At 70.4% G+C, this 18,819-nt stretch carries 17 protein-coding genes; 3 read left to right on the top strand and 14 right to left on the bottom strand.

Annotated elements, in window-relative coordinates; translation table 11 throughout:
- Positions 1-46: 46 nt before the first annotated feature.
- The 3 genes from fahA (at position 47) to ACZ45T_RS23685 (ending at position 2,715) form a co-directional block, all read left to right on the top strand.
- Positions 47-1,270, top strand: a complete 1,224-nt coding sequence (gene fahA / locus ACZ45T_RS23695; RefSeq protein ID WP_468444424.1) for a fumarylacetoacetase — start codon at positions 47-49, stop codon at positions 1,268-1,270.
- 219 nt (positions 1,271-1,489) lie between these two features.
- On the top strand, positions 1,490-2,053 hold the full coding sequence (locus tag ACZ45T_RS23690) for a hypothetical protein (protein ID WP_468444422.1): 564 nt from the start codon (positions 1,490-1,492) through the stop codon (positions 2,051-2,053).
- An 83-nt stretch (positions 2,054-2,136) separates the two neighbouring features.
- Complete coding sequence (locus ACZ45T_RS23685; RefSeq protein ID WP_468444420.1) at positions 2,137-2,715, top strand: hypothetical protein; 579 nt, start codon at positions 2,137-2,139, stop codon at positions 2,713-2,715.
- 190 nt (positions 2,716-2,905) lie between these two features.
- Here ACZ45T_RS23685 and nuoN read toward each other — a convergent pair whose 3' ends face one another.
- From nuoN to ACZ45T_RS23615, 14 genes are read right to left on the bottom strand one after another with little or no spacing between them, the layout of a single operon-like run.
- Positions 2,906-4,561: an NADH-quinone oxidoreductase subunit NuoN gene (gene nuoN, locus ACZ45T_RS23680; protein ID WP_468444418.1), complete on the bottom strand. Its 1,656-nt coding sequence runs from the start codon at positions 4,559-4,561 to the stop codon at positions 2,906-2,908.
- Positions 4,558-6,150, bottom strand: coding sequence for an NADH-quinone oxidoreductase subunit M (locus ACZ45T_RS23675; RefSeq protein ID WP_468444416.1), 1,593 nt, complete (start codon positions 6,148-6,150; stop codon positions 4,558-4,560). Before ACZ45T_RS23675 ends, nuoN begins: the two co-directional genes overlap by 4 nt.
- 1 nt (position 6,151) lies before the next feature.
- Positions 6,152-8,116: an NADH-quinone oxidoreductase subunit L gene (nuoL, locus tag ACZ45T_RS23670; protein WP_468444414.1), complete on the bottom strand. Its 1,965-nt coding sequence runs from the start codon at positions 8,114-8,116 to the stop codon at positions 6,152-6,154.
- Between the two features lie 12 nt (positions 8,117-8,128).
- Entirely contained in the window at positions 8,129-8,428 is a 300-nt protein-coding gene (gene nuoK / locus ACZ45T_RS23665; protein ID WP_045946785.1) for an NADH-quinone oxidoreductase subunit NuoK, read from the bottom strand.
- Positions 8,425-9,243, bottom strand: coding sequence for an NADH-quinone oxidoreductase subunit J (locus ACZ45T_RS23660; RefSeq protein WP_468444411.1), 819 nt, complete (start codon positions 9,241-9,243; stop codon positions 8,425-8,427). The genes nuoK and ACZ45T_RS23660 overlap by 4 nt, the downstream gene beginning before the upstream one ends.
- Positions 9,240-9,839: an NADH-quinone oxidoreductase subunit NuoI gene (gene nuoI / locus ACZ45T_RS23655; RefSeq protein ID WP_468444409.1), complete on the bottom strand. Its 600-nt coding sequence runs from the start codon at positions 9,837-9,839 to the stop codon at positions 9,240-9,242. The genes ACZ45T_RS23660 and nuoI overlap by 4 nt, the downstream gene beginning before the upstream one ends.
- Positions 9,832-11,196, bottom strand: a complete 1,365-nt coding sequence (gene nuoH, locus ACZ45T_RS23650; RefSeq protein ID WP_468444407.1) for an NADH-quinone oxidoreductase subunit NuoH — start codon at positions 11,194-11,196, stop codon at positions 9,832-9,834. Before nuoH ends, nuoI begins: the two co-directional genes overlap by 8 nt.
- The gene (locus ACZ45T_RS23645; RefSeq protein ID WP_468444405.1) at positions 11,193-13,697 is read right to left on the bottom strand and encodes an NADH-quinone oxidoreductase subunit G; all 2,505 of its coding nucleotides are present in this window, start codon (positions 13,695-13,697) and stop codon (positions 11,193-11,195) included. The genes nuoH and ACZ45T_RS23645 overlap by 4 nt, the downstream gene beginning before the upstream one ends.
- On the bottom strand, positions 13,694-15,043 hold the full coding sequence (gene nuoF / locus ACZ45T_RS23640; protein WP_468444403.1) for an NADH-quinone oxidoreductase subunit NuoF: 1,350 nt from the start codon (positions 15,041-15,043) through the stop codon (positions 13,694-13,696). Before nuoF ends, ACZ45T_RS23645 begins: the two co-directional genes overlap by 4 nt.
- Positions 15,043-15,804 (bottom strand): NADH-quinone oxidoreductase subunit NuoE, encoded by a 762-nt coding sequence (gene nuoE, locus ACZ45T_RS23635; RefSeq protein WP_468444401.1) that lies wholly within the window; start codon positions 15,802-15,804, stop codon positions 15,043-15,045. The genes nuoF and nuoE overlap by 1 nt, the downstream gene beginning before the upstream one ends.
- Entirely contained in the window at positions 15,801-17,135 is a 1,335-nt protein-coding gene (locus ACZ45T_RS23630) for an NADH-quinone oxidoreductase subunit D (protein WP_468444399.1), read from the bottom strand. Before ACZ45T_RS23630 ends, nuoE begins: the two co-directional genes overlap by 4 nt.
- Positions 17,135-17,869: an NADH-quinone oxidoreductase subunit C gene (locus tag ACZ45T_RS23625; RefSeq protein WP_468444397.1), complete on the bottom strand. Its 735-nt coding sequence runs from the start codon at positions 17,867-17,869 to the stop codon at positions 17,135-17,137. Before ACZ45T_RS23625 ends, ACZ45T_RS23630 begins: the two co-directional genes overlap by 1 nt.
- The gene (locus ACZ45T_RS23620; protein ID WP_030010012.1) at positions 17,866-18,420 is read right to left on the bottom strand and encodes a NuoB/complex I 20 kDa subunit family protein; all 555 of its coding nucleotides are present in this window, start codon (positions 18,418-18,420) and stop codon (positions 17,866-17,868) included. Before ACZ45T_RS23620 ends, ACZ45T_RS23625 begins: the two co-directional genes overlap by 4 nt.
- 13 nt (positions 18,421-18,433) lie before the next feature.
- Positions 18,434-18,793, bottom strand: coding sequence for an NADH-quinone oxidoreductase subunit A (locus tag ACZ45T_RS23615; RefSeq protein WP_453286932.1), 360 nt, complete (start codon positions 18,791-18,793; stop codon positions 18,434-18,436).
- Between the last annotated feature and the right edge of the window lie 26 nt (positions 18,794-18,819).

Genomic DNA, 18,819 nt, shown 5'->3' with positions numbered 1-18,819 from the left:
CCCCCCGGGACACCCCCGGACCGCGTCGAAAGCGAGGCAGCACCCCATGCCCCAGCAGAGCCCCCTCGATGTTCCCGAGGGCGACCCGTTCGGGCCGCACAACCTCCCCTACGGCGTCTTCTCGACCGCCGAGGAGGACCGCCGCCGGATCGGTGTGCGCATCGGCGGGTACGTCCTCGACGCGGGGGCGGCCGCGGCCGCGCTCGGATCCCCGTACGCCGGGCTGCTCGGGCAGCCCTCCCTGAACCCGCTGCTGGCCGCCGGGCGCACCGCCTGGCGCGACGTGCGCCGCGCGCTGACCGCCTGGGTGACCGACCCCGGCCACCGCCCCGCCGTGGAGCCGCACCTGCTGGCGCTGGACGAGGTCACGCTGCACCTGCCGTACGAGGTCGCCGACTACGTCGACTTCTACGCGAGCGAGCACCACGCCACCAACGTCGGGCGGATCTTCCGCCCGGACGGCGACGCGCTGACCCCGAACTGGAAGCACCTGCCCATCGGTTACCACGGCCGCTCCGGCACCATCGTGGTCTCCGGGACCGACGTCGTACGGCCCTCCGGGCAGCGCAAGGCCCCCACCGACCCGGCGCCCGTCTTCGGCCCGTCCGTCAAGCTCGACATCGAGGCCGAGGTCGGCTTCGTCGTCGGCGCCCCGTCCGAGCTCGGCAGCCCGGTGCCGCTGGGCGCCTTCGAGGACCACGTCTTCGGGCTGTTCCTGCTCAACGACTGGTCGGCGCGGGACATCCAGGCCTGGGAGTACGTGCCGCTCGGCCCCTTCCTCGGCAAGTCCTTCGCGACCTCCGTCTCCGCCTGGGTCACCCCGCTGGAGGCCCTGGACGCAGCCCGCGTGACCCCGCCGGCCCGGGACTTCCCGCTCCTGCCCTACCTCGACGACGCCGCCCTCGACCGCCCCGGCGGCTTCGACCTGCACATCAGCGTCTCCATCAACGGTCAGGAGGTCGCGCAGCCGCCGTTCGCGTCGATGTACTGGACCGCCGCCCAGCAGCTCGCGCACATGACCGTCAACGGCGCCTCCCTGCGCACGGGCGACGTCTACGGCTCCGGCACCGTCAGCGGCCCCGAGGCCGGCCAGCGCGGCTCGCTGCTGGAGCTCACCTGGAACGGCCGCGACGCCATCGAGCTCGCCGACGGCAAGCGCACCTTCCTGGAGGACGGGGACACCGTCACCCTCACCGCCTGGGCCCCCGGCCCGGACGCCACGCGCGTCGGCCTCGGCGAGGTCACCGGCCGCATCGTGGGATCGCGCTAGTCCCTCCTTTGGTCGGCGGGGTGGCGGATCTTTCCGCCGCCCCGCCGAGACCTGCTGCGCGGCGAGCAGCTGGTGGAGCGCCAGGGCACCGGCCGGGCGGACGTCCGCGCGTACGCCGCCCGGGCGGCCTGACGGCCCCGCCCGGCCCGCCGCCTGGCCGCAGGGCGGCTCGCGGGTGATGCTCCTGGGGCTTCGGCCCCTCGAACCAGGAGTCCCCGTATGGCCTCTCGTACCGGCATGCTCGCCCTGGCCCTGGCCCTCGCCGCCGCGGCGGCCCTCACCGCCCCGGCGGGACCCGCCGCCGCCCGTCCCGGCCCCGAGCAGGGCCCGGCGGCCTGGGCGGCCCTCACCCGGGCCGTCCTGGCGAGCTCCCGGTACGTACGGGAGCCGGTGGCGACCGCGGCCGGGTACGTCCCCGACCGGTACTGCGTGGCCGACCCGGCGGGCGGCGGGGCCCTGGGCTACCCGCACTTCAACCACGCGTACGACGACTCCCTCGACCCCGAGAAGCCGGCCGCCCTGCTCTACGAGGACGACCCGTCGGGCCGCCGCAGGCTGGTCGCCCTCGAATGGGTCGTCATGGACCGGGACGGGAAGCTCGAGACGGACGACGACCGCCCGCGGCTCTTCGGGCAGCCCTTCAAGGGGCCGCTGCCGGGCCGCTTCAAGGGCCAGAAGGTCCACTACGCCCTGCACGTCTGGCTGTGGAAGCCCAACCCCGCCGGCATGTATGCGACGTACAACCCGGAGGTGCGCTGCCTCCCCGGCACGACCCGGCCCTGAACCCCCGTTCGGAGGCGCGCCGCGTGCACCGGCCGCAGGGCGCCGGGAAGGTGGACGAAAGCCCCCGAACGGCAGGAGTCCCGATGTCCGCCCGTATTCGCAAGGCTGCCCTGACCTGTGCGGTCGCCGCGTCGATCGGCCTGGCCGCCATGGCCCCGGCGCACGGCGTCGAAGGACCCGCACCCGACCCGCGCAACCCCAGGGCCATGGCGGACATGGCGACGGCGATCCGGGTGACGGCCAAGTACGTGGACGAGCAGCAGGCGCTCAAGGACGGGTACGTCCCGCACGGCAAGGAGTGCATGACCAACCCGTTCGGGGTGGGCTCCATGGGCTACCACTACGTCAAGGAGGCCAACTGGGGCTCGCTGGACCCGAGCAGGCCGACCGCCCTCCTCTACAGCGCCGAGAAGGACCGCAGCGGCCGTCGCAAGCTGCAGACCGTGGAATGGATGTCCACCGACCGCGACCAGAACCTGAAGACCACCGACGACCGGCCGAGCATGTTCGGGCTGCCCTTCGACGGGCCCATGCCCGGCCACTGGGCGGGCATGCCCAAGCACTACGACCTCCACATGTGGGCGTACGAGAAGAACCCGGCCGGCCGCTTCCACAACTGGAACCCGTCCCTCAAGTGCGCCGGGCATATGACTCACCCGTAAGGGCGGCTTTTCGCGAGAACTCCGGCGATAAGCTGAACGCACTCGCGAGACTCCGGCGGGTCTCCGACCCCTTCCCCATCGATCTGGACCTCGGCCAGATCGTGCTCGGCCGGCGCAACGCGCGGTAGGGCGCGGCAAAGGGCCCGGCTCCCCCCAAGGGGAGCCGGGCCCTCGGCCATGCACCAGCCGGTCAGCGGACGAACGTGCTCGCCTGCCCCGCCAGGTCCAGGAAGTACTGCGGGGCCACGCCCAGGACCAGCGTGACCGCGACGCCCACCGCGATGGTCGTCATCGTCAGCGGCGAGGGGACGGCCACCGTCGGACCGTCGGCCTTCGGCTCGCTGAAGAACATCAGGACGATCACCCGGATGTAGAAGAACGCGGCGATCGCGGACGAGATGACACCGACCACGACCAGCGCCCCCGCGCCGCCCTCCGCCGCCGCCTTGAACACGGCGAACTTGCCCGCGAAGCCCGAGGTCAGCGGGATGCCGGCGAAGGCCAGCAGGAACACCGCGAAGACGGCCGCCGTGAGCGGCGAACGGCGGCCCAGCCCCGCCCACTTGGACAGGTGCGTGGCCTCACCGCCCGCGTCGCGCACCAGCGTGACCACCGCGAAGGCGCCGATCGTCACGAAGGAGTACGCGGCCAGGTAGAAGAGGACGGACTTGACGCCCTCCTCCGAGGTCGCGATCACACCGGCCAGGATGAAGCCCGCGTGCGCGATCGAGGAGTAGGCGAGGAGCCGCTTGACGTCGGTCTGGGTCACGGCGATCACCGCACCGGCCAGCATGGTGACGATGGCCACCCCCCACATCACCGGCCGCCAGTCCCACCGCAGGCCCGGCAGCACCACGTAGAGCAGCCGCAGGAGGGCGCCGAAGGCGGCCACCTTCGTCGCGGCCGCCATGAAGCCGGTGACCGGGGTCGGGGCGCCCTGGTAGACGTCCGGGGTCCACATGTGGAAGGGGACCGCACCGACCTTGAACAGCAGGCCCATCAGGATCAGCGCGCCGCCGATCAGCAGCAGCGCGTCATTGCCCATGGTGGAGGCGAGCGCCGGGTCGATCTTCGTGACCGTGCCGTCGACCACGTCGGCGATCACCGCGTACGAGACCGAGCCCGCGTACCCGTAGAGCAGCGCGATGCCGAAGAGGAGGAAGGCGGAGGAGAAGGCGCCCAGCAGGAAGTACTTCACCGCGGCCTCCTGCGACATCAGCCGCTGGCGGCGGGCGACGGCGCAGAGCAGGTAGAGCGGGAGGGAGAAGACCTCCAGCGCGATGAACAGCGTCAGCAGGTCGTTGGCCGCCGGGAAGATCAGCATTCCGGCGATCGCGAACAGGGCCAGCGGGAAGACCTCGGTGGTGCTGAAGCCCGCCTTGACGGCGGCCTTCTCGCTCTCGCTGCCCGGTACGGACGCCGCCTGGGCGGCGAAGGAGTCCACCCGGTTGCCGTGCGCGGCCGGGTCCAGGCGCCGCTCGGCGAAGGTGAAGATCGCGACGATCGACGCCAGCAGGATGGTGCCCTGGAGGAAGAGCGCCGGGCCGTCCACCGCGATGGCACCCATGGCGGCGATGTGGGCCTTGGTGGAGCCGTACCCGCCGGCCGCGAGGCCGACGACCGCCGCGAAGGCCGAGGCCAGCGCGGCGACGGCGAGGAACACCTGCACGTAGTAACGGGACTTGCGGGGCACGAAGGCCTCGACGAGGATCCCGAGGACCGCCGCGCCCACCACGATCAGCGTGGGCGCGAGCTGCGCGTACTCGATGGTCGGTGCCGGGATCCGGTCGACGGGTCCGTCGGCCGCCAGCGTCCACAGGCTGTGGGCGGAAGTCGATGCGCTCACTTCGCCGCCTCCCCGTTCTTGGCTTCGACGGCGACCTCGGGCTTCGGGTCCGTCTGCTGAACATCCGACATGGTGTGCTCCACCGCCGGGTTGACGATGTCGGTGAGCACCTTCGGGTAGACGCCCAGCCCGATCAGCAGCGCGATCAGCGGGGCGACCACCAGCATCTCCCGCAGGCGCAGGTCCGGCATGGTGCGGACCTCCTCCTTCACGGGGCCGGTCATCGTGCGCTGGTAGAGCACCAGCGTGTAGAGCGCGGCGAGCACGATGCCGATGGTGGCGATGATGCCGACGACCGGGTACCGGGCGAACGTGCCGACCAGGACCAGGAACTCACTGACGAAGGGCGCGAGGCCCGGCAGCGAGAGGGTCGCGAGTCCGCCGATCAGGAAGGTGCCGGCGAGGACCGGGGCGACCTTCTGGACGCCGCCGTAGTCGGCGATGAGGCGCGAGCCGCGCCGCGAGATCAGGAAGCCGGCGACCAGCATCAGCGCCGCCGTCGAGATCCCGTGGTTGACCATGTAGAGCGTCGCACCCGACTGGCCCTGGGAGGTCATCGCGAAGATGCCCAGGATGATGAAGCCGAAGTGCGAGATGGAGGCGTACGCCACCAGCCGCTTGATGTCGCGCTGCCCGACCGCGACCAGCGCGCCGTAGACGATGCTGATCAGTGCCAGGACGAGGATCACCGGCGTGGCCCACTTGCTGGCCTCCGGGAAGAGCCCGAGGCAGAAGCGGAGCATCGCGAAGGTGCCGACCTTGTCGACGACCGCGGTGATCAGCACGGCGACCGGGGCCGTGGCCTCGCCCATCGCGTTCGGCAGCCAGGTGTGCAGCGGCCACAGCGGGGCCTTCACCGCGAAGGCGAAGAAGAAGCCGAGGAACAGCAGCCGCTCGGTGTTGGTCGCCATGTCGAGCGTGCCCGCGGCGCGGGCGGCGGCGATCTCCTGGAGCGAGAAGTTCCCGGCGACCACGTACAGCCCGATGACGGCGGCCAGCATGATCAGGCCGCCGACCAGGTTGTAGAGGAGGAACTTGACCGCCGCGTACGAGCGCTGCGCGGCCGCGTTCTCGTCGGTCCCGGAGTGTGCCCGGTCCCCGAAGCCGCCGATGAGGAAGTACATCGGGATCAGCATGGCTTCGAAGAAGATGTAGAAGAGGAAGACGTCGGTGGCCTCGAAGGAGATGATCACCATCGCCTCGACCAGCAGGATCAGGGCGAAGAAGCCCTGCGTCGGCCGCCACCGTGAAGAGTGCGTCTCCAGGGGGTCGGCGTCGTGCCAGCCGGCCCCGATCACGAAGGGGATCAGGAGCGCGGTGAGCGCGATCAGCGCCACCCCGATCCCGTCCACGCCCAACTCGTAGCGGACGCCGAAGTCGGCGATCCAGGGGCGGGATTCGGTGAGCTGGTAGCGGTCGCCACCGGGCTCGAAACGGACCGCGACGAGCACGGCCAGGGCCAGTGTCGCCAGCGAGAAGAGCAGCGCGAGCCACTTGGCGGCGGTCCTGCGGGCGGCCGGGACGGCCGCCGTCAGGATCGCGCCGACCGCGGGGACCGCGGCCGTCACCGTCAGAAGCGGGAAACTCATTTCACACCGCCCTCATCAGCAGGGTCGCGGCGATCAGGATCGCCGTGCCCCCGAACATCGAGACCGCGTAGCTGCGGGCGTAGCCGTTCTGCAGCTTGCGCAGCCGGCCCGAGAGCCCGCCGACCGAGGCGGCCGTCCCGTTGACCACCCCGTCGACCAGGCTGTGGTCGACGTACACGAGCGAGCGGGTCAGGTGCTCGCCGCCGCGCACCAGCACCACGTGGTTGAAGTCGTCCTGGAGCAGGTCCCGTCGGGCCGCCCGGGTGATCCAGCTCCCGCGCGGGGCGACCACGGGGACGGGGCGCCGGCCGTACATCGCCCAGGCGACGGCGACGCCGATGACGAGGACCACCATCGTGGCCAGCGTGACCGTCATGGCGCTGACCGGCGGGTGGCCGTGCGTGTGCCCGGTGACGGGCTCCAGCCACTTCAGGAACCGGTCGCCGACACCGAACAGACCGCCCGCGAAGACCGACCCGAAGGCCAGCACGATCATCGGGATGGTCATGGACTTCGGGGACTCGTGCGGGTGCGGCAGCTCTCCCGGGTGCACGTCGATGCCGGGCTCCACGCCGGGCGTCGTGTCCGGGTCGGGCGCCGGCTGCCAGCGCTTCTCACCGAAGAAGGTGAGGAGCATGACGCGGGTCATGTAGAACGCGGTGATGGCCGCGCCCAGCAGGGCCACCGATCCCAGGATCCAGCCCTCGGTGCCGCCCTTCGCGAAGGCCGCCTCGATGATCTTGTCCTTGGAGAAGAAGCCCGACAGGCCCGGGAAGCCGATGATGGCCAGGTACCCGAGTCCGAAGGTCACGAAGGTGACCGGCATGTACTTCCGCAGCCCCCCGTACTTGCGCATGTCGACCTCGTCGTTCATCCCGTGCATCACGGAACCCGCGCCGAGGAAGAGGCCCGCCTTGAAGAAGCCGTGGGTGACCAGGTGCATGATCGCGAAGACGTAGCCGATCGGGCCGAGGCCCGCGGCGAGGATCATGTAGCCGATCTGCGACATCGTCGAGCCCGCCAGGGCCTTCTTGATGTCGTCCTTCGCACAACCGACGATCGCACCGAAGAGCAGCGTGACCGCGCCCACGACGGTGACCGCGAGCTGCGCGTCCGGCGCCCCGTTGAAGATGGCGCCCGAGCGGACGATCAGATACACACCCGCCGTCACCATGGTGGCCGCGTGGATCAGGGCCGAGACCGGGGTCGGGCCCTCCATCGCGTCACCGAGCCAGGACTGGAGCGGGACCTGCGCCGACTTGCCGCAGGCGGCCAGCAGCAGCATCAGGCCGATCGCCGTCAGCTTGCCCTCGGAGACCGGAGCGGTAGCGACTGATGTCCCCGTGCCCGCCGCGCCCAGCACCGGCCCGAAGGCGAAGGTCCCGAAGGTGGTGAACATCAGCATGATCGCGATCGACAGGCCCATGTCGCCGACCCGGTTGACCAGGAAGGCCTTCTTCGCGGCCGTGGCCGCGCTGGGCTTGTGCTGCCAGAAGCCGATCAGGAGGTACGAGGCGAGGCCCACGCCCTCCCAGCCGAAGTACAGCAGCAGGTAGTTGTCGGCGACGACCAGCAGCAGCATGGCCGCGACGAACAGGTTCAGGTAGCCGAAGAAGCGGCGGCGGCGCTCGTCGTGCTCCATGTACCCGATCGAGTACACGTGGATGAGCGTGCCCACCCCGGAGATCAGCAGGACGAAGGTCATCGACAGCTGGTCGAGCTGGAAGGCGATGTCCGCCTGGAAGCCCTCCACGGGCACCCAGCTGAACAGCCGCTGGTGCATGGCCCGGTCCTCGGCGCCGCGCCCCAGCATGTCGGCGAACAGGACGGCGCCGATCCCGAAGGAGACGGCCGCGAGCAGGGTGCCGATCCAGTGGCCGGACTTGTCGAGGCGCCGGCCGCCGCACAGCAGCACCGCCGCTCCGAGCAGGGGCGCTGCCACCAGCAGCGCAATCAGATTCTCCACTGTGAACGCCCCTTACAGCTTCATCAGGCTGGCGTCGTCGACCGAGGCCGAGTGGCGGGTACGGAACAGCGACACGATGATCGCCAGGCCGACCACGACCTCCGCGGCGGCGACGACCATCGTGAAGAACGCGATGATCTGGCCGTCGAGGTTGCCGTGCATCCGGGAAAAGGCGACGAAAGCGAGGTTGCAGGCGTTGAGCATCAGCTCGACGCACATGAACAGCACGATCGCGTTCCTGCGGATCAGCACTCCGGCCGCGCCGATGGTGAACAGCAGGGCCGCCAGGTACAGGTAGTTGACCGGATTCACTTCGAGGCCTCCTCACGCGAGTCACGGCCGAGGCGCTCCGAGGAGCGCTGCTCCAGCGCCTTGAGGTCGGAGAGCGCCTCGCTGGAGACGTCCCGGATCTGGCCGCGGGCGCGCAGTGTCTGGCTGACCGTGAGCTCGGACGGGGTGCCGTCCGGGAGCAGGCCGGGGACGTCCACCGCGTTGTGCCGGGCGTAGACGCCGGGCGCGGGCAGCGGCGGGAGCTGCACGCCCTCGCGCACGCGCCGCTCGGACAGCTCGCGCTGGGTGGCGGCCCGTTCGGTGCGCTCGCGGTGGGTGAGCACCATCGCGCCGACGGCCGCGGTGATCAGCAGCGCGCCGGTGATCTCGAAGGCGAAGACGTACTTGGTGAAGATCAGCTGGGCCAGGCCCTCGACGTGTCCGGCGGAGTTGACCCGGCCGAGCCCGTTGAAGTGGTCGAGCTTGGCGTTGCCGATGCCGGCGATCAGCAGGATGCCGAAGCCGAGTCCGCACAGGACGGCCAGCCAGCGCTGTCCCTTGATGGTCTCCTTCAGGGAGTCGGCGGCGGTGACGCCGACGAGCATGACCACGAAAAGGAAGAGCATCATGATCGCGCCGGTGTAGACGATGACCTGGACGACGCCCAGGAAGTACGCCCCGTTCGCGAGGTAGAAGACCGCCAGGATGATCATCGTCCCGGCCAGGCTGAGGGCGCTGTGCACGGCCTTCTTCATCAGGATCGTGGCCAGCGCGCCGATGACGGCGACCGTGCCGAGGATCCAGAACTGGACGGCCTCTCCCGTGGAGGTCACGGAGGCGGCTGCGAGGGCGCTCATGCCTCCACCTCCTCGGCGTCCGCCGGGACCTCGCCCTTGGAGACGGCCACCTGCCGGACGGTGCCGGGGGCGGCCCCCGTCACCAGTCCGCGGTAGTAGTCCTGCTCGTCCGTGCCGGGGAAGACCGAGTGCGGTGCCTCGACCATGCCCTCGGTGAGGCCGGCGAGCAGCTGCTCCTTGGTGTAGATGAGCGATTCGCGGCTGGAGTCGGCCAGTTCGAACTCGTTCGTCATGGTCAGCGCCCTCGTCGGGCACGCCTCGACGCACAGCCCGCACAGGATGCAGCGGGCGTAGTTGATCTGGTAGACCGCGCCGTACCGCTCGCCCGGGGAGTAGCGCTCCTCCTCGGTGTTGTCCGCGCCCTCCACGTAGATGGCGTCGGCGGGACAGGCCCAGGCGCACAGCTCGCACCCGATGCACTTCTCCAGACCGTCCGGGTGCCGGTTGAGCTGGTGCCGTCCGTGGAAGCGCGGGGCGGTCGTCTTCTGCTGCTCCGGGTACTGCTCGGTGAGGCGCTTCTTGAACATGGCCTTGAAGGTCACGCCGAAGCCCGCCACCGGGTTCTGCCACTTCTCGCTCTGGTCAGCGTCAGACATTCTCAGCACCCTCCTCTCGGTCACTGTCAGTATTCGTCCCGCCACTGACAATCAGCTCCCGCTCACTGCGAGGCCGCCTGCGCGGTACGGGTGCCAGGTGCTGGCCGGGCTTGGGCGGTACGGGGAATCCGCCCGCCAGCGGGTCGAAGGGCTCGGCGTCCCGCACGGCCTCCACGGCCGCCTCCTTCTCCCGCTTGTCGCGGAAGACGTCCGCCACGAAGGAGAGCAGCAGGATCGCCACGACGCCGCCGCCGACGTAGAGGACGATCTCGCTGAAGTCGTACCGCTCGTTGCGCAGCGCCCGGACGGTGGCCACCAGCATCAGCCAGACCACGGAGACCGGGATCAGGACCTTCCAGCCGAGCTTCATCAGCTGGTCGTAGCGCACGCGCGGCAGCGTGCCGCGCAGCCAGATGAAGAAGAACAGCAGCAGCTGCACCTTGAGGACGAACCAGAGCATCGGCCACCAGCCGTGGTTCGCGCCCTCCCAGTACGTGGAGATCGGCGCCGGGGCCCGCCAGCCGCCCAGGAAGAGGGTGACGGAGACCGCCGAGACGGTGACCATGTTGACGTACTCGGCGAGCATGAACAGCGCGAACTTGATGGACGAGTACTCGGTGTTGAAGCCGCCGACCAGGTCGCCCTCGGACTCCGGCATGTCGAAGGGGGCGCGGTTCGTCTCGCCGACCATCGTGATGACGTAGATGATGAAGGAGACCGGCAGCAGGACGATGTACCAGCGGTCGGCCTGGGCCTCCACGATCGCCGAGGTCGACATCGACCCGGAGTAGAGGAAGACCGAGGCGAAGGCCGCGCCCATCGCGATCTCGTAGGAGATCATCTGCGCGCAGGAGCGCAGTCCGCCGAGGAGCGGGTAGGTGGAGCCGGAGGACCAGCCCGCCAGGACGATGCCGTAGATGCCGACCGAGGCCACCGCGAGGATGTAGAGCATCGCGATGGGCAGGTCGGTCAGCTGCATCGTGGTGCGCTGGCCGAAGATGGAGACCTCGTTGCCCGAGGGGCCGAAGGGGATCACCGCGATGGCCATGAAGGCCGGGATCGCCGCGATGATCGGGGCCAGGACGTAGACGACCTTGTCGGCCCGCTTGACGATGATGTCTTCCTTGAGCATCAGCTTCACGCCGTCGGCGAGCGACTGGAGCATGCCCCAGGGGCCGTGCCGGTTCGGGCCGATGCGCAGCTGCATCCAGGCGACGACCTTGCGCTCCCACACGATGGAGAAGAGCACGGTCACCATCAGGAAGGCGAAGCAGAACACCGCCTTGACGACGACGAGCCACCAGACGTCCTTGCCGAACAAGGAGAGGTCTTCGGCAGCGATCTGAACGGTGTTCACGCGCCCACCTCCGCAGTGGCGTCGCTGCTGTCGGCCGGGGTCGCCGGACCGATCCGTACGAGGGTGCCCGGGCGGGCGCCCGTGTCGGCGAGCACGCCACCGCCCACCGAGTTCAGCGGGAGCCAGACCACACGGTCGGGCATCTCGGTGATCCGCAGCGGCAGTTCCACGGATCCGGCGGGGCCGGTGACCGCGAGGACGTCGCCGTTCTTGACGCCCGTCTCGGCGGCCGTGGCGGCCGACAGCCGGGCGCTCGCCTCGTGCCGGGTCCCGGCCAGGGCGTCGTCGCCCTCCTGGAGCCTGCCCAGGTCGAGGAGGAGCCGGTGGCCCGCGAGGACCGCCTCGCCACTGCCCGGGCGGGGCAGCGGCGCGGTGTCCGCGGACTGCTCGGCGGCCCGCTCCCCGGCCCACGCGCCGAGCCGGTCGAGCTCCCGGCGTACGGCGTGTACGTCGGGCAGCGCGATCGGCCGGTCGGCGGCGTCGGCCAGCATGTGCAGCACGCGGGCGTCGGCCGGGGCGAGGCGGCGGGTCATCTGGTCGGGCTTCAGCGCGGCCTCGAACGGCCGGACCCTGCCCTCCCAGTTGATGAACGCGCCCGCCTTCTCGGCCACCGCGGCGACCGGGAGGACCACGTCCGCGTGGTCGGTGACCTCGCTCGGCCGCAGTTCCAGCGAGACCACGAAGGCCTCCTGGAGGGCGGCCCGCGCGCGGGCCGGGTCCGGCAGGTCGCCGACCTCCACGCCCGCGACCAGCAGCGCCGAGAGCTCCCGGGTCGCGGCGGCCTCGACGATCTGGCCGGTGTCGCGGCCGTAGCGGTGCGGGAGTTCGTCCAGGCCCCAGGCGGTGGCGACCTCGTCGCGGGCCCGCGGGTCGGTGGCCGGGCGGCCGCCGGGCAGCAGGGACGGCAGCGCGCCCGCCTCGACGGCGGCCCGCTCCCCGGCCCGGCGCGGGATCCACACCAGCGTGGCCCCGGTCGCGGCGGCGGCCCGTACGGCGGCGCTCAGCGCGCCGGGCACCCCGGCGAGCCGCTCCCCGACGACGATGACCGCGCCGGGCCGGCGCAGCGCCTCGGAGGCTTCCGCGCCGCCCGCCTCCAGGCCGGTCCGGGAGGCGAGCGCCTCCAGCCACTCGGGCTCGGTGCCGGGGGCGGCGGCCAGCAGCGTGCCGCCCGCCTTCGCCAGGCCGCGGGTGGCGAAGGGGGCGAGGGCGAAGGTCCGCTGCTTGTGCTTGCGGTGGGCCTTGCGCAGCCGCAGGAAGACGCCGGGGGCCTCCTCCTCCGCCTCGATGCCGGCGAGCAGGACGGCCGGCGCCGCCTCCAGCGAGGTGTACGTGACCCCCGACCCGTCGAGGTCCTTGCCGGTGCCGGCCACGGTGGCGGCCAGGAACTCGGCCTCCTCCGCGCTGTGCACGCGGGCCCGGAAGTCGATGTCGTTGGTGTCCAGCACCACCCGGGCGAACTTGGCGTACGCGTAGGCGTCCTCGACGGTGAGCCGGCCGCCCGTGAGCACCCCGGCCCGGCCGCGCGCGGCGGCGAGCCCGCCCGCCGCGGCCTCCAGGGCCTCGGGCCAGCTCGCGGGGGCGAGGATCCCGTCGGCGCCGCGCACCAGCGGGGTGGTGAGCCGGTCCGGGCGCTGCGCGTAGCGGAACCCGAAGCGGCCCTTGTCGCAGACCCACTCCTCGTTGACCTCGGGGTCGTCCGCGGCGAGGCGCCGCAGCACCTTGCCGCGGCGGTGGTCGGTGCGGGTCGCGCAGCCGCCCGCGCAGTGCTCGCACACGCTCGGGGAGGAGACGAGGTCGAAGGGGCGGGAGCGGAACCGGTAGGCGGCCGAGGTCAGCGCGCCGACGGGGCAGATCTGGATGGTGTTGCCGGAGAAGTACGACTCGAAGGGGTCGCCCTCGCCGGTGCCGACCTGCTGGAGCGCGCCGCGCTCCAGCAGCTCGATCATCGGGTCGCCGGCGATCTCGTTGGAGAAGCGGGTGCAGCGGGCGCAGAGCACGCACCGCTCGCGGTCCAGCAGCACCTGCGTGGAGATCGCGACGGGCTTCTCGTAGGTGCGCTTCTTGCCCTCGAAACGCGATTCGGCGTTGCCGTGCGACATCGCCTGGTTCTGCAGGGGGCACTCGCCGCCCTTGTCGCAGACCGGGCAGTCCAGCGGGTGGTTGATGAGCAGCAGCTCCATCACCCCGCGCTGGGCCTTGTCGGCGACCTCCGACGTCAGCTGGGTCTTGACGACCATGCCGTCGGTGCAGGTGATGGTGCAGGAGGCCATCGGCTTGCGCTGGCCCTCGACCTCGACGATGCACTGGCGGCAGGCGCCGGCCGGGGAGAGGAGGGGGTGGTCGCAGAACCGCGGGATCTCGATGCCGAGCTGTTCGGCGGCCCGGATGACGAGGGTGCCCTTGGGGACCGACAGCTCTGCGCCGTCGATGGTGAGGGACACCAGGTTCTCCGGCGGTACCGCTCCTCCGCCACCGGCGGGAGCGTTACTGGTGACGGTCATGCGTTCACCTCCGTGTCAGCCCAGAGGGTCGACTTCTTGGGGTCGAAGGGGCAGCCCCTGCCCGTGATGTGCTGCTCGTACTCCGCGCGGAAGTACTTGAGCGAGGAGAAGATCGGGCTGGCGGCGCCGTCGCCGAGCGCGCAGAAGGACTTGCCGTTGATGTTGTCGGCGATGTCGTTCAGCTTGTCGAGGTCGGACATGACGCCCTTGCCGGCTTCGATGTCGCGGAGCAACTGGACCAGCCAGTACGTGCCTTCGCGGCAGGGGGTGCACTTGCCGCAGGACTCGTGGGCGTAGAACTCGGTCCACCGGGTGACGGCCCGCACCACGCAGGTCGTCTCGTCGAAGCACTGGAGCGCCTTGGTGCCGAGCATCGAGCCGGCCGCGCCCACGCCCTCGTAGTCGAGCGGGACGTCGAGGTGCTCGTCCGTGAACATCGGGGTGGAGGAGCCGCCCGGGGTCCAGAACTTCAGCCGGTGCCCGGGCCGCATGCCGCCGCTCATGTCGAGGAGCTGGCGCAGGGTGATGCCGAGCGGGGCCTCGTACTGGCCGGGGCCGGCGACGTGCCCGGAGAGCGAATACAGGGTGAAGCCGGGGGACTTCTCGGTCCCCATCGCCTTGAACCAGTCCTTGCCCTTGTTCAGGATCGCGGGAACCGAGGCGATGGACTCGACGTTGTTCACGACAGTGGGGCACGCGTAGAGCCCCTCGACGGCAGGGAAGGGAGGACGCAGCCGGGGCTGACCGCGCCGGCCTTCGAGGGAGTCGAGCAGCGCCGTCTCCTCGCCGCAGATGTACGCGCCCGCCCCCGCGTGCACCGTGATGTCAAGGTCGAGCCCGCTCCCGAGGATGTCCTTCCCGAGGTAACCGGCCTCGTACGCCTCGCGCACCGCCTCGTGCAGGCGCCGCAGGACCGGCACCACCTCACCGCGCAGGTAGATGAAGGCGTGCTGCGAGCGGATCGCGTAGCAGGCGATGATCATTCCCTCGATGAGGGAGTGCGGGTTGGCGAAGAGGAGGGGGATGTCCTTGCAGGTTCCCGGCTCCGACTCGTCCGCGTTCACCACGAGGTAGTGCGGCTTTCCGTCGCCCTGCGGAATGAACTGCCACTTCATTCCGGTGGGGAAGCCCGCGCCGCCGCGGCCGCGCAGGCCCGAGTCCTTCACATAGGCGATCAGGTCGTCCGGGGTCATCGCGAGGGCCTTGCGCAGGCCCTCGTAGCCCTCGTGGCGCCGGTAGGTCTCCAGCGTCCACGACTGCGGCTCGTCCCAGAAGGCCGACAGGACGGGGGCGAGAAGCTTCTCCGGGCTCGTTCCGTTCTTGCTGAGTTCGGTAGACACGGACATCACTCCCCTCCCTCGGTGGTGCTCTCGCCACGGGACTCGCCACGCGATTCGCCCCGCGGGTGGACGATCGGGGTGTGCGGGGACTCGCCGCGGGCGATGCGCAGTCCGATCAGGGAGGCGGCGCCGGCCCCGCCGCTCGCCCCGACCGCACCCTCGCGCTCGTCCGGGAACCCGGCCAGGATCCGGGCGGTCTCCTTGTACGTGCACAGCGGCGCGCCCCGGGTCGGCGCGACCTCGCGGCCGGCCAGCAGGTCGTCCACCATGGCCTTGGCGGACTCGGGGGTCTGGTTGTCGAAGAACTCCCAGTTGACCATCACCACGGGGGCGTAGTCGCAGGCCGCGTTGCACTCGATGTGTTCGAGGGTGACCTTGCCGTCGGCGGTGGTCTCGTTGTTGCCGACCCCGAGGTGCTCCTTGAGCTCCTCGAAGATGGCGTCGCCGCCCATGACCGCGCACAGCGTGTTCGTGCAGACGCCTACCTGGTAGTCCCCGGAGGGCCTGCGCCGGTACATCGTGTAGAAGGTCGCCACCGCCGTCACCTCGGCGGTGGTCAGGCCCAGCACCTCGGCGCAGAAGCGGACGCCGGTGCGCGAGACGTAGCCCTCCTCGGACTGGCACAGGTGCAGCAGCGGCAGCAGCGCGGAGCGGCTGTCGGGGTAGCGGGCGATGACCTCGGCGGCGTCCGCGGCGAGGCGCTCGCGCACCTCCGCCGGGAAGTCGGGGGCCGGCAGCTGCGGCATGCCCAGAGAAATGTCTGTCATCGGTCGACGCCTCCCATCACGGGGTCGATGGAGGCGACGGCGACGATGACGTCGGCGACCTGGCCGCCCTCGCACATCGCGGCCATGGCCTGCAGGTTGGTGAAGGACGGGTCGCGGAAGTGGACCCGGTAGGGGCGGGTTCCGCCGTCGGAGACCACGTGGACGCCGAGCTCGCCCTTGGGCGACTCGACGGCCGCGTACGCCTGTCCGGCCGGTACCCGGAAGCCCTCGGTCACCAGCTTGAAGTGGTGGATGAGGGCCTCCATGGAGGTGCCCATGATGTTCCGGATGTGGTCGAGCGAGTTGCCGAGGCCGTCCGGGCCCATCGCGAGCTGCGCCGGCCAGGCGATCTTCTTGTCGGCGACCATCACCGGGCCCGGCTCCAGCCGCTCCAGGCACTGCTCGACGATCCGCAGCGACTGGCGCATCTCCTCCAGGCGGATCAGGAACCGCCCGTAGGAGTCGCAGGTCTCGGTGGTCGGCACGTCGAACTCGTAGTTCTCGTAACCGCAGTACGGGTCCGACTTGCGCAGGTCGTGCGGCAGGCCGGCGGAGCGCAGGATCGGGCCGGTGGCGCCGAGCGCCATGGCTCCGGTGAGGTCGAGGTAGCCGACGTCCTGCATGCGGGCCTTGAAGATGGGGTTGCCGGTGGCGAGCTTGTCGTACTCCGGCAGGTTCTTCTTCATGGTCTTGACGAACTCGCGCAGCTGGTCGACGGCGCCCGGGGGCAGGTCCTGCGCGAGGCCGCCGGGGCGGACGAACGCGTGGTTCATGCGCAGCCCGGTGATCAGCTCGAAGATGTCGAGGATCAGCTCGCGGTCGCGGAAGCCGTAGATCATGATCGTGGTCGCGCCCAGCTCCATGCCGCCGGTGGCGATGCACACCAGGTGGGAGGAGAGCCGGTTGAGTTCCATCAGCAGGACGCGGATGACGGTGGCGCGGTCCGGGATCTGGTCGGTGATGCCGAGCAGCTTCTCGACGCCGAGGCAGTACGCCGTCTCGTTGAAGAACGGCGTCAGGTAGTCCATGCGCGTGACGAAGGTGGTGCCCTGCGTCCAGTTCCGGTACTCGAGGTTCTTCTCGATGCCGGTGTGCAGGTAGCCGATGCCGCAGCGGGCTTCGGTGACCGTCTCGCCGTCGATCTCCAGGATCAGGCGGAGCACTCCGTGGGTGGACGGGTGCTGGGGGCCCATGTTGACGACGATCCGCTCGTCGTCGGCCTTGGCCGCGGACTGGACGACCTCGTCCCAGTCGCCGCCGGTGACGGTGTAGACGAGGCCTTCGGTCGTCTCGCGGGAGGAGGCGTGGGAGGCGTGGTTTGACGTGGACATCAGCTGTACGACCTCCGCTGGTCGGGAGCCGGGATCTGGGCGCCCTTGTACTCGATGGCGATGCCGCCGAGCGGGTAGTCCTTGCGCTGCGGGAAGCCCTGCCAGTCGTCCGGCATCATGATCCGGGTGAGGGCCGGGTGCCCGTCGAAGATCAGGCCGAAGAAGTCGTACGTCTCGCGCTCGTGCCAGTCGTTGGTCGGGTAGAGGGAGACGAGCGACGGGACGTGCGGGTCGCTGTCCGGGACGGACACCTCCAGCCGCAGGATCCGGCCGTGGGTGAGCGAGCGCAGGTGGTAGACGGCGTGCAGCTCGCGGCCCTTGTCCCCGGGGTAGTGCACCCCGGATACGCCCGTGCAGAGTTCGAAGCGCAGGGCCGGGTCGTCGCGCAGGGTGCTCGCGACCCGGACGAGGTGCTCGCGGGCGATGTGGAAGGTGAGCTCGCCCCGGTCGACGACCGTCTTCTCGATGGCGTTCTCCGGGACCAGGTCCTGCTCCTCCAGGGCGCCTTCGAGCTCGTCGGCCACCTCGTCGAAGTAGGAGCCGTACGGGCGGACGGCCGGGCCGGGCAGGCGCACGGAGCGCACGAGGCCGCCATAGCCGGAGGTGTCGCCGCCGTTGCGGGCGCCGAACATGCCGCGCTGGACGCGGACCTCCTCGCCGTGGTCCCCGCGCTGGCCGGGGAGGTTCTCGCGGCTGAGTTCCTTGTCGGGGTTGGGTTCGCGGGTCTCACTCACCGGAGCAGCCCCTTCATCTCGATGATGGGGAGGGCCTTGAGGGCCGCCTCCTCCGCCTCACGGGCCGCCTCTTCCCGGTTCACGCCGAGCTTGGAGCCCTGGATCTTCTGGTGGAGCTTGAGGATCGCGTCCATCAGCATCTCGGGGCGCGGTGGGCAGCCGGGCAGGTAGATGTCCACCGGGACGATGTGGTCCACGCCCTGGACGATCGCGTAGTTGTTGAACATTCCGCCCGAAGATGCACAAACCCCCATGGAGATGACCCATTTGGGAGCGGGCATCTGGTCGTACACCTGCCGCAGCACGGGCGCCATCTTCTGGCTGACCCGGCCGGCCACGATCATCAGATCGGCCTGGCGCGGGGAACCGCGGAAGACCTCCATGCCGAAGCGGGCCAGGTCGTACCGGCCCGCTCCGGTGGTCATCATCTCGATGGCGCAGCAGGCGAGGCCGAAGGTCGCAGGGAAGACGGATGACTTGCGCACCCAGCCCGCGGCCTGTTCGACGGTGGTCAGCAGAAAGCCGCTCGGCAGCTTCTCTTCCAGTCCCATGGAATTCAGCCCCTCAGTCCCATTCCAGGCCGCCGCGGCGCCAGACGTAGGCGTAGGCGACGAAGACGGTGAGCACGAAGAGCAGCATCTCGACGAGCCCGAAGATCCCCAGGGAGTCGAAGGTGACGGCCCAGGGGTAGAGGAAGACGACCTCGATATCGAAGATGATGAAGAGCATCGCCGTCAGGTAGTACTTGATGGGGAAGCGGCCGCCGCCGGCCGGCGTGGGAGTCGGCTCGATGCCGCACTCGTACGCCTCGAGCTTCGCCCGGTTGTACCGTTTTGGGCCGATCAGCGTGGCCATGACCACGGAGAAGATCGCAAACCCTGCGCCGAGGGCGCCGAGCACGAGGATGGGCGCGTACGCATTCACGCTCCTCGCTCCTTCCAGTCGTCCTT

This window comes from Streptomyces sp. NPDC030995 (genome assembly GCF_055571215.1).
Note: the sequence above shows the minus strand (reverse complement) of the source record. Positions and strands in the feature narration are given on the sequence as shown.

Coding starts and splice junctions, on each gene's coding strand:
- fahA (WP_468444424.1), top strand. CDS start 47: ATGCCCCAGCAGAGCCCCCTCGATGTTCCCGAGGGCGACCCGTTCGGG.
- ACZ45T_RS23690 (WP_468444422.1), top strand. CDS start 1,490: ATGGCCTCTCGTACCGGCATGCTCGCCCTGGCCCTGGCCCTCGCCGCC.
- ACZ45T_RS23685 (WP_468444420.1), top strand. CDS start 2,137: ATGTCCGCCCGTATTCGCAAGGCTGCCCTGACCTGTGCGGTCGCCGCG.
- ACZ45T_RS23675 (WP_468444416.1), bottom strand. CDS start 6,150: ATGAGTTTCCCGCTTCTGACGGTGACGGCCGCGGTCCCCGCGGTCGGC.
- ACZ45T_RS23660 (WP_468444411.1), bottom strand. CDS start 9,243: ATGAGCGCCCTCGCAGCCGCCTCCGTGACCTCCACGGGAGAGGCCGTC.
- nuoI (WP_468444409.1), bottom strand. CDS start 9,839: ATGTCTGACGCTGACCAGAGCGAGAAGTGGCAGAACCCGGTGGCGGGC.
- ACZ45T_RS23645 (WP_468444405.1), bottom strand. CDS start 13,697: ATGACCGTCACCAGTAACGCTCCCGCCGGTGGCGGAGGAGCGGTACCG.
- nuoF (WP_468444403.1), bottom strand. CDS start 15,043: ATGTCCGTGTCTACCGAACTCAGCAAGAACGGAACGAGCCCGGAGAAG.
- nuoE (WP_468444401.1), bottom strand. CDS start 15,804: ATGACAGACATTTCTCTGGGCATGCCGCAGCTGCCGGCCCCCGACTTC.
- ACZ45T_RS23630 (WP_468444399.1), bottom strand. CDS start 17,135: ATGTCCACGTCAAACCACGCCTCCCACGCCTCCTCCCGCGAGACGACC.
- ACZ45T_RS23620 (WP_030010012.1), bottom strand. CDS start 18,420: ATGGGACTGGAAGAGAAGCTGCCGAGCGGCTTTCTGCTGACCACCGTC.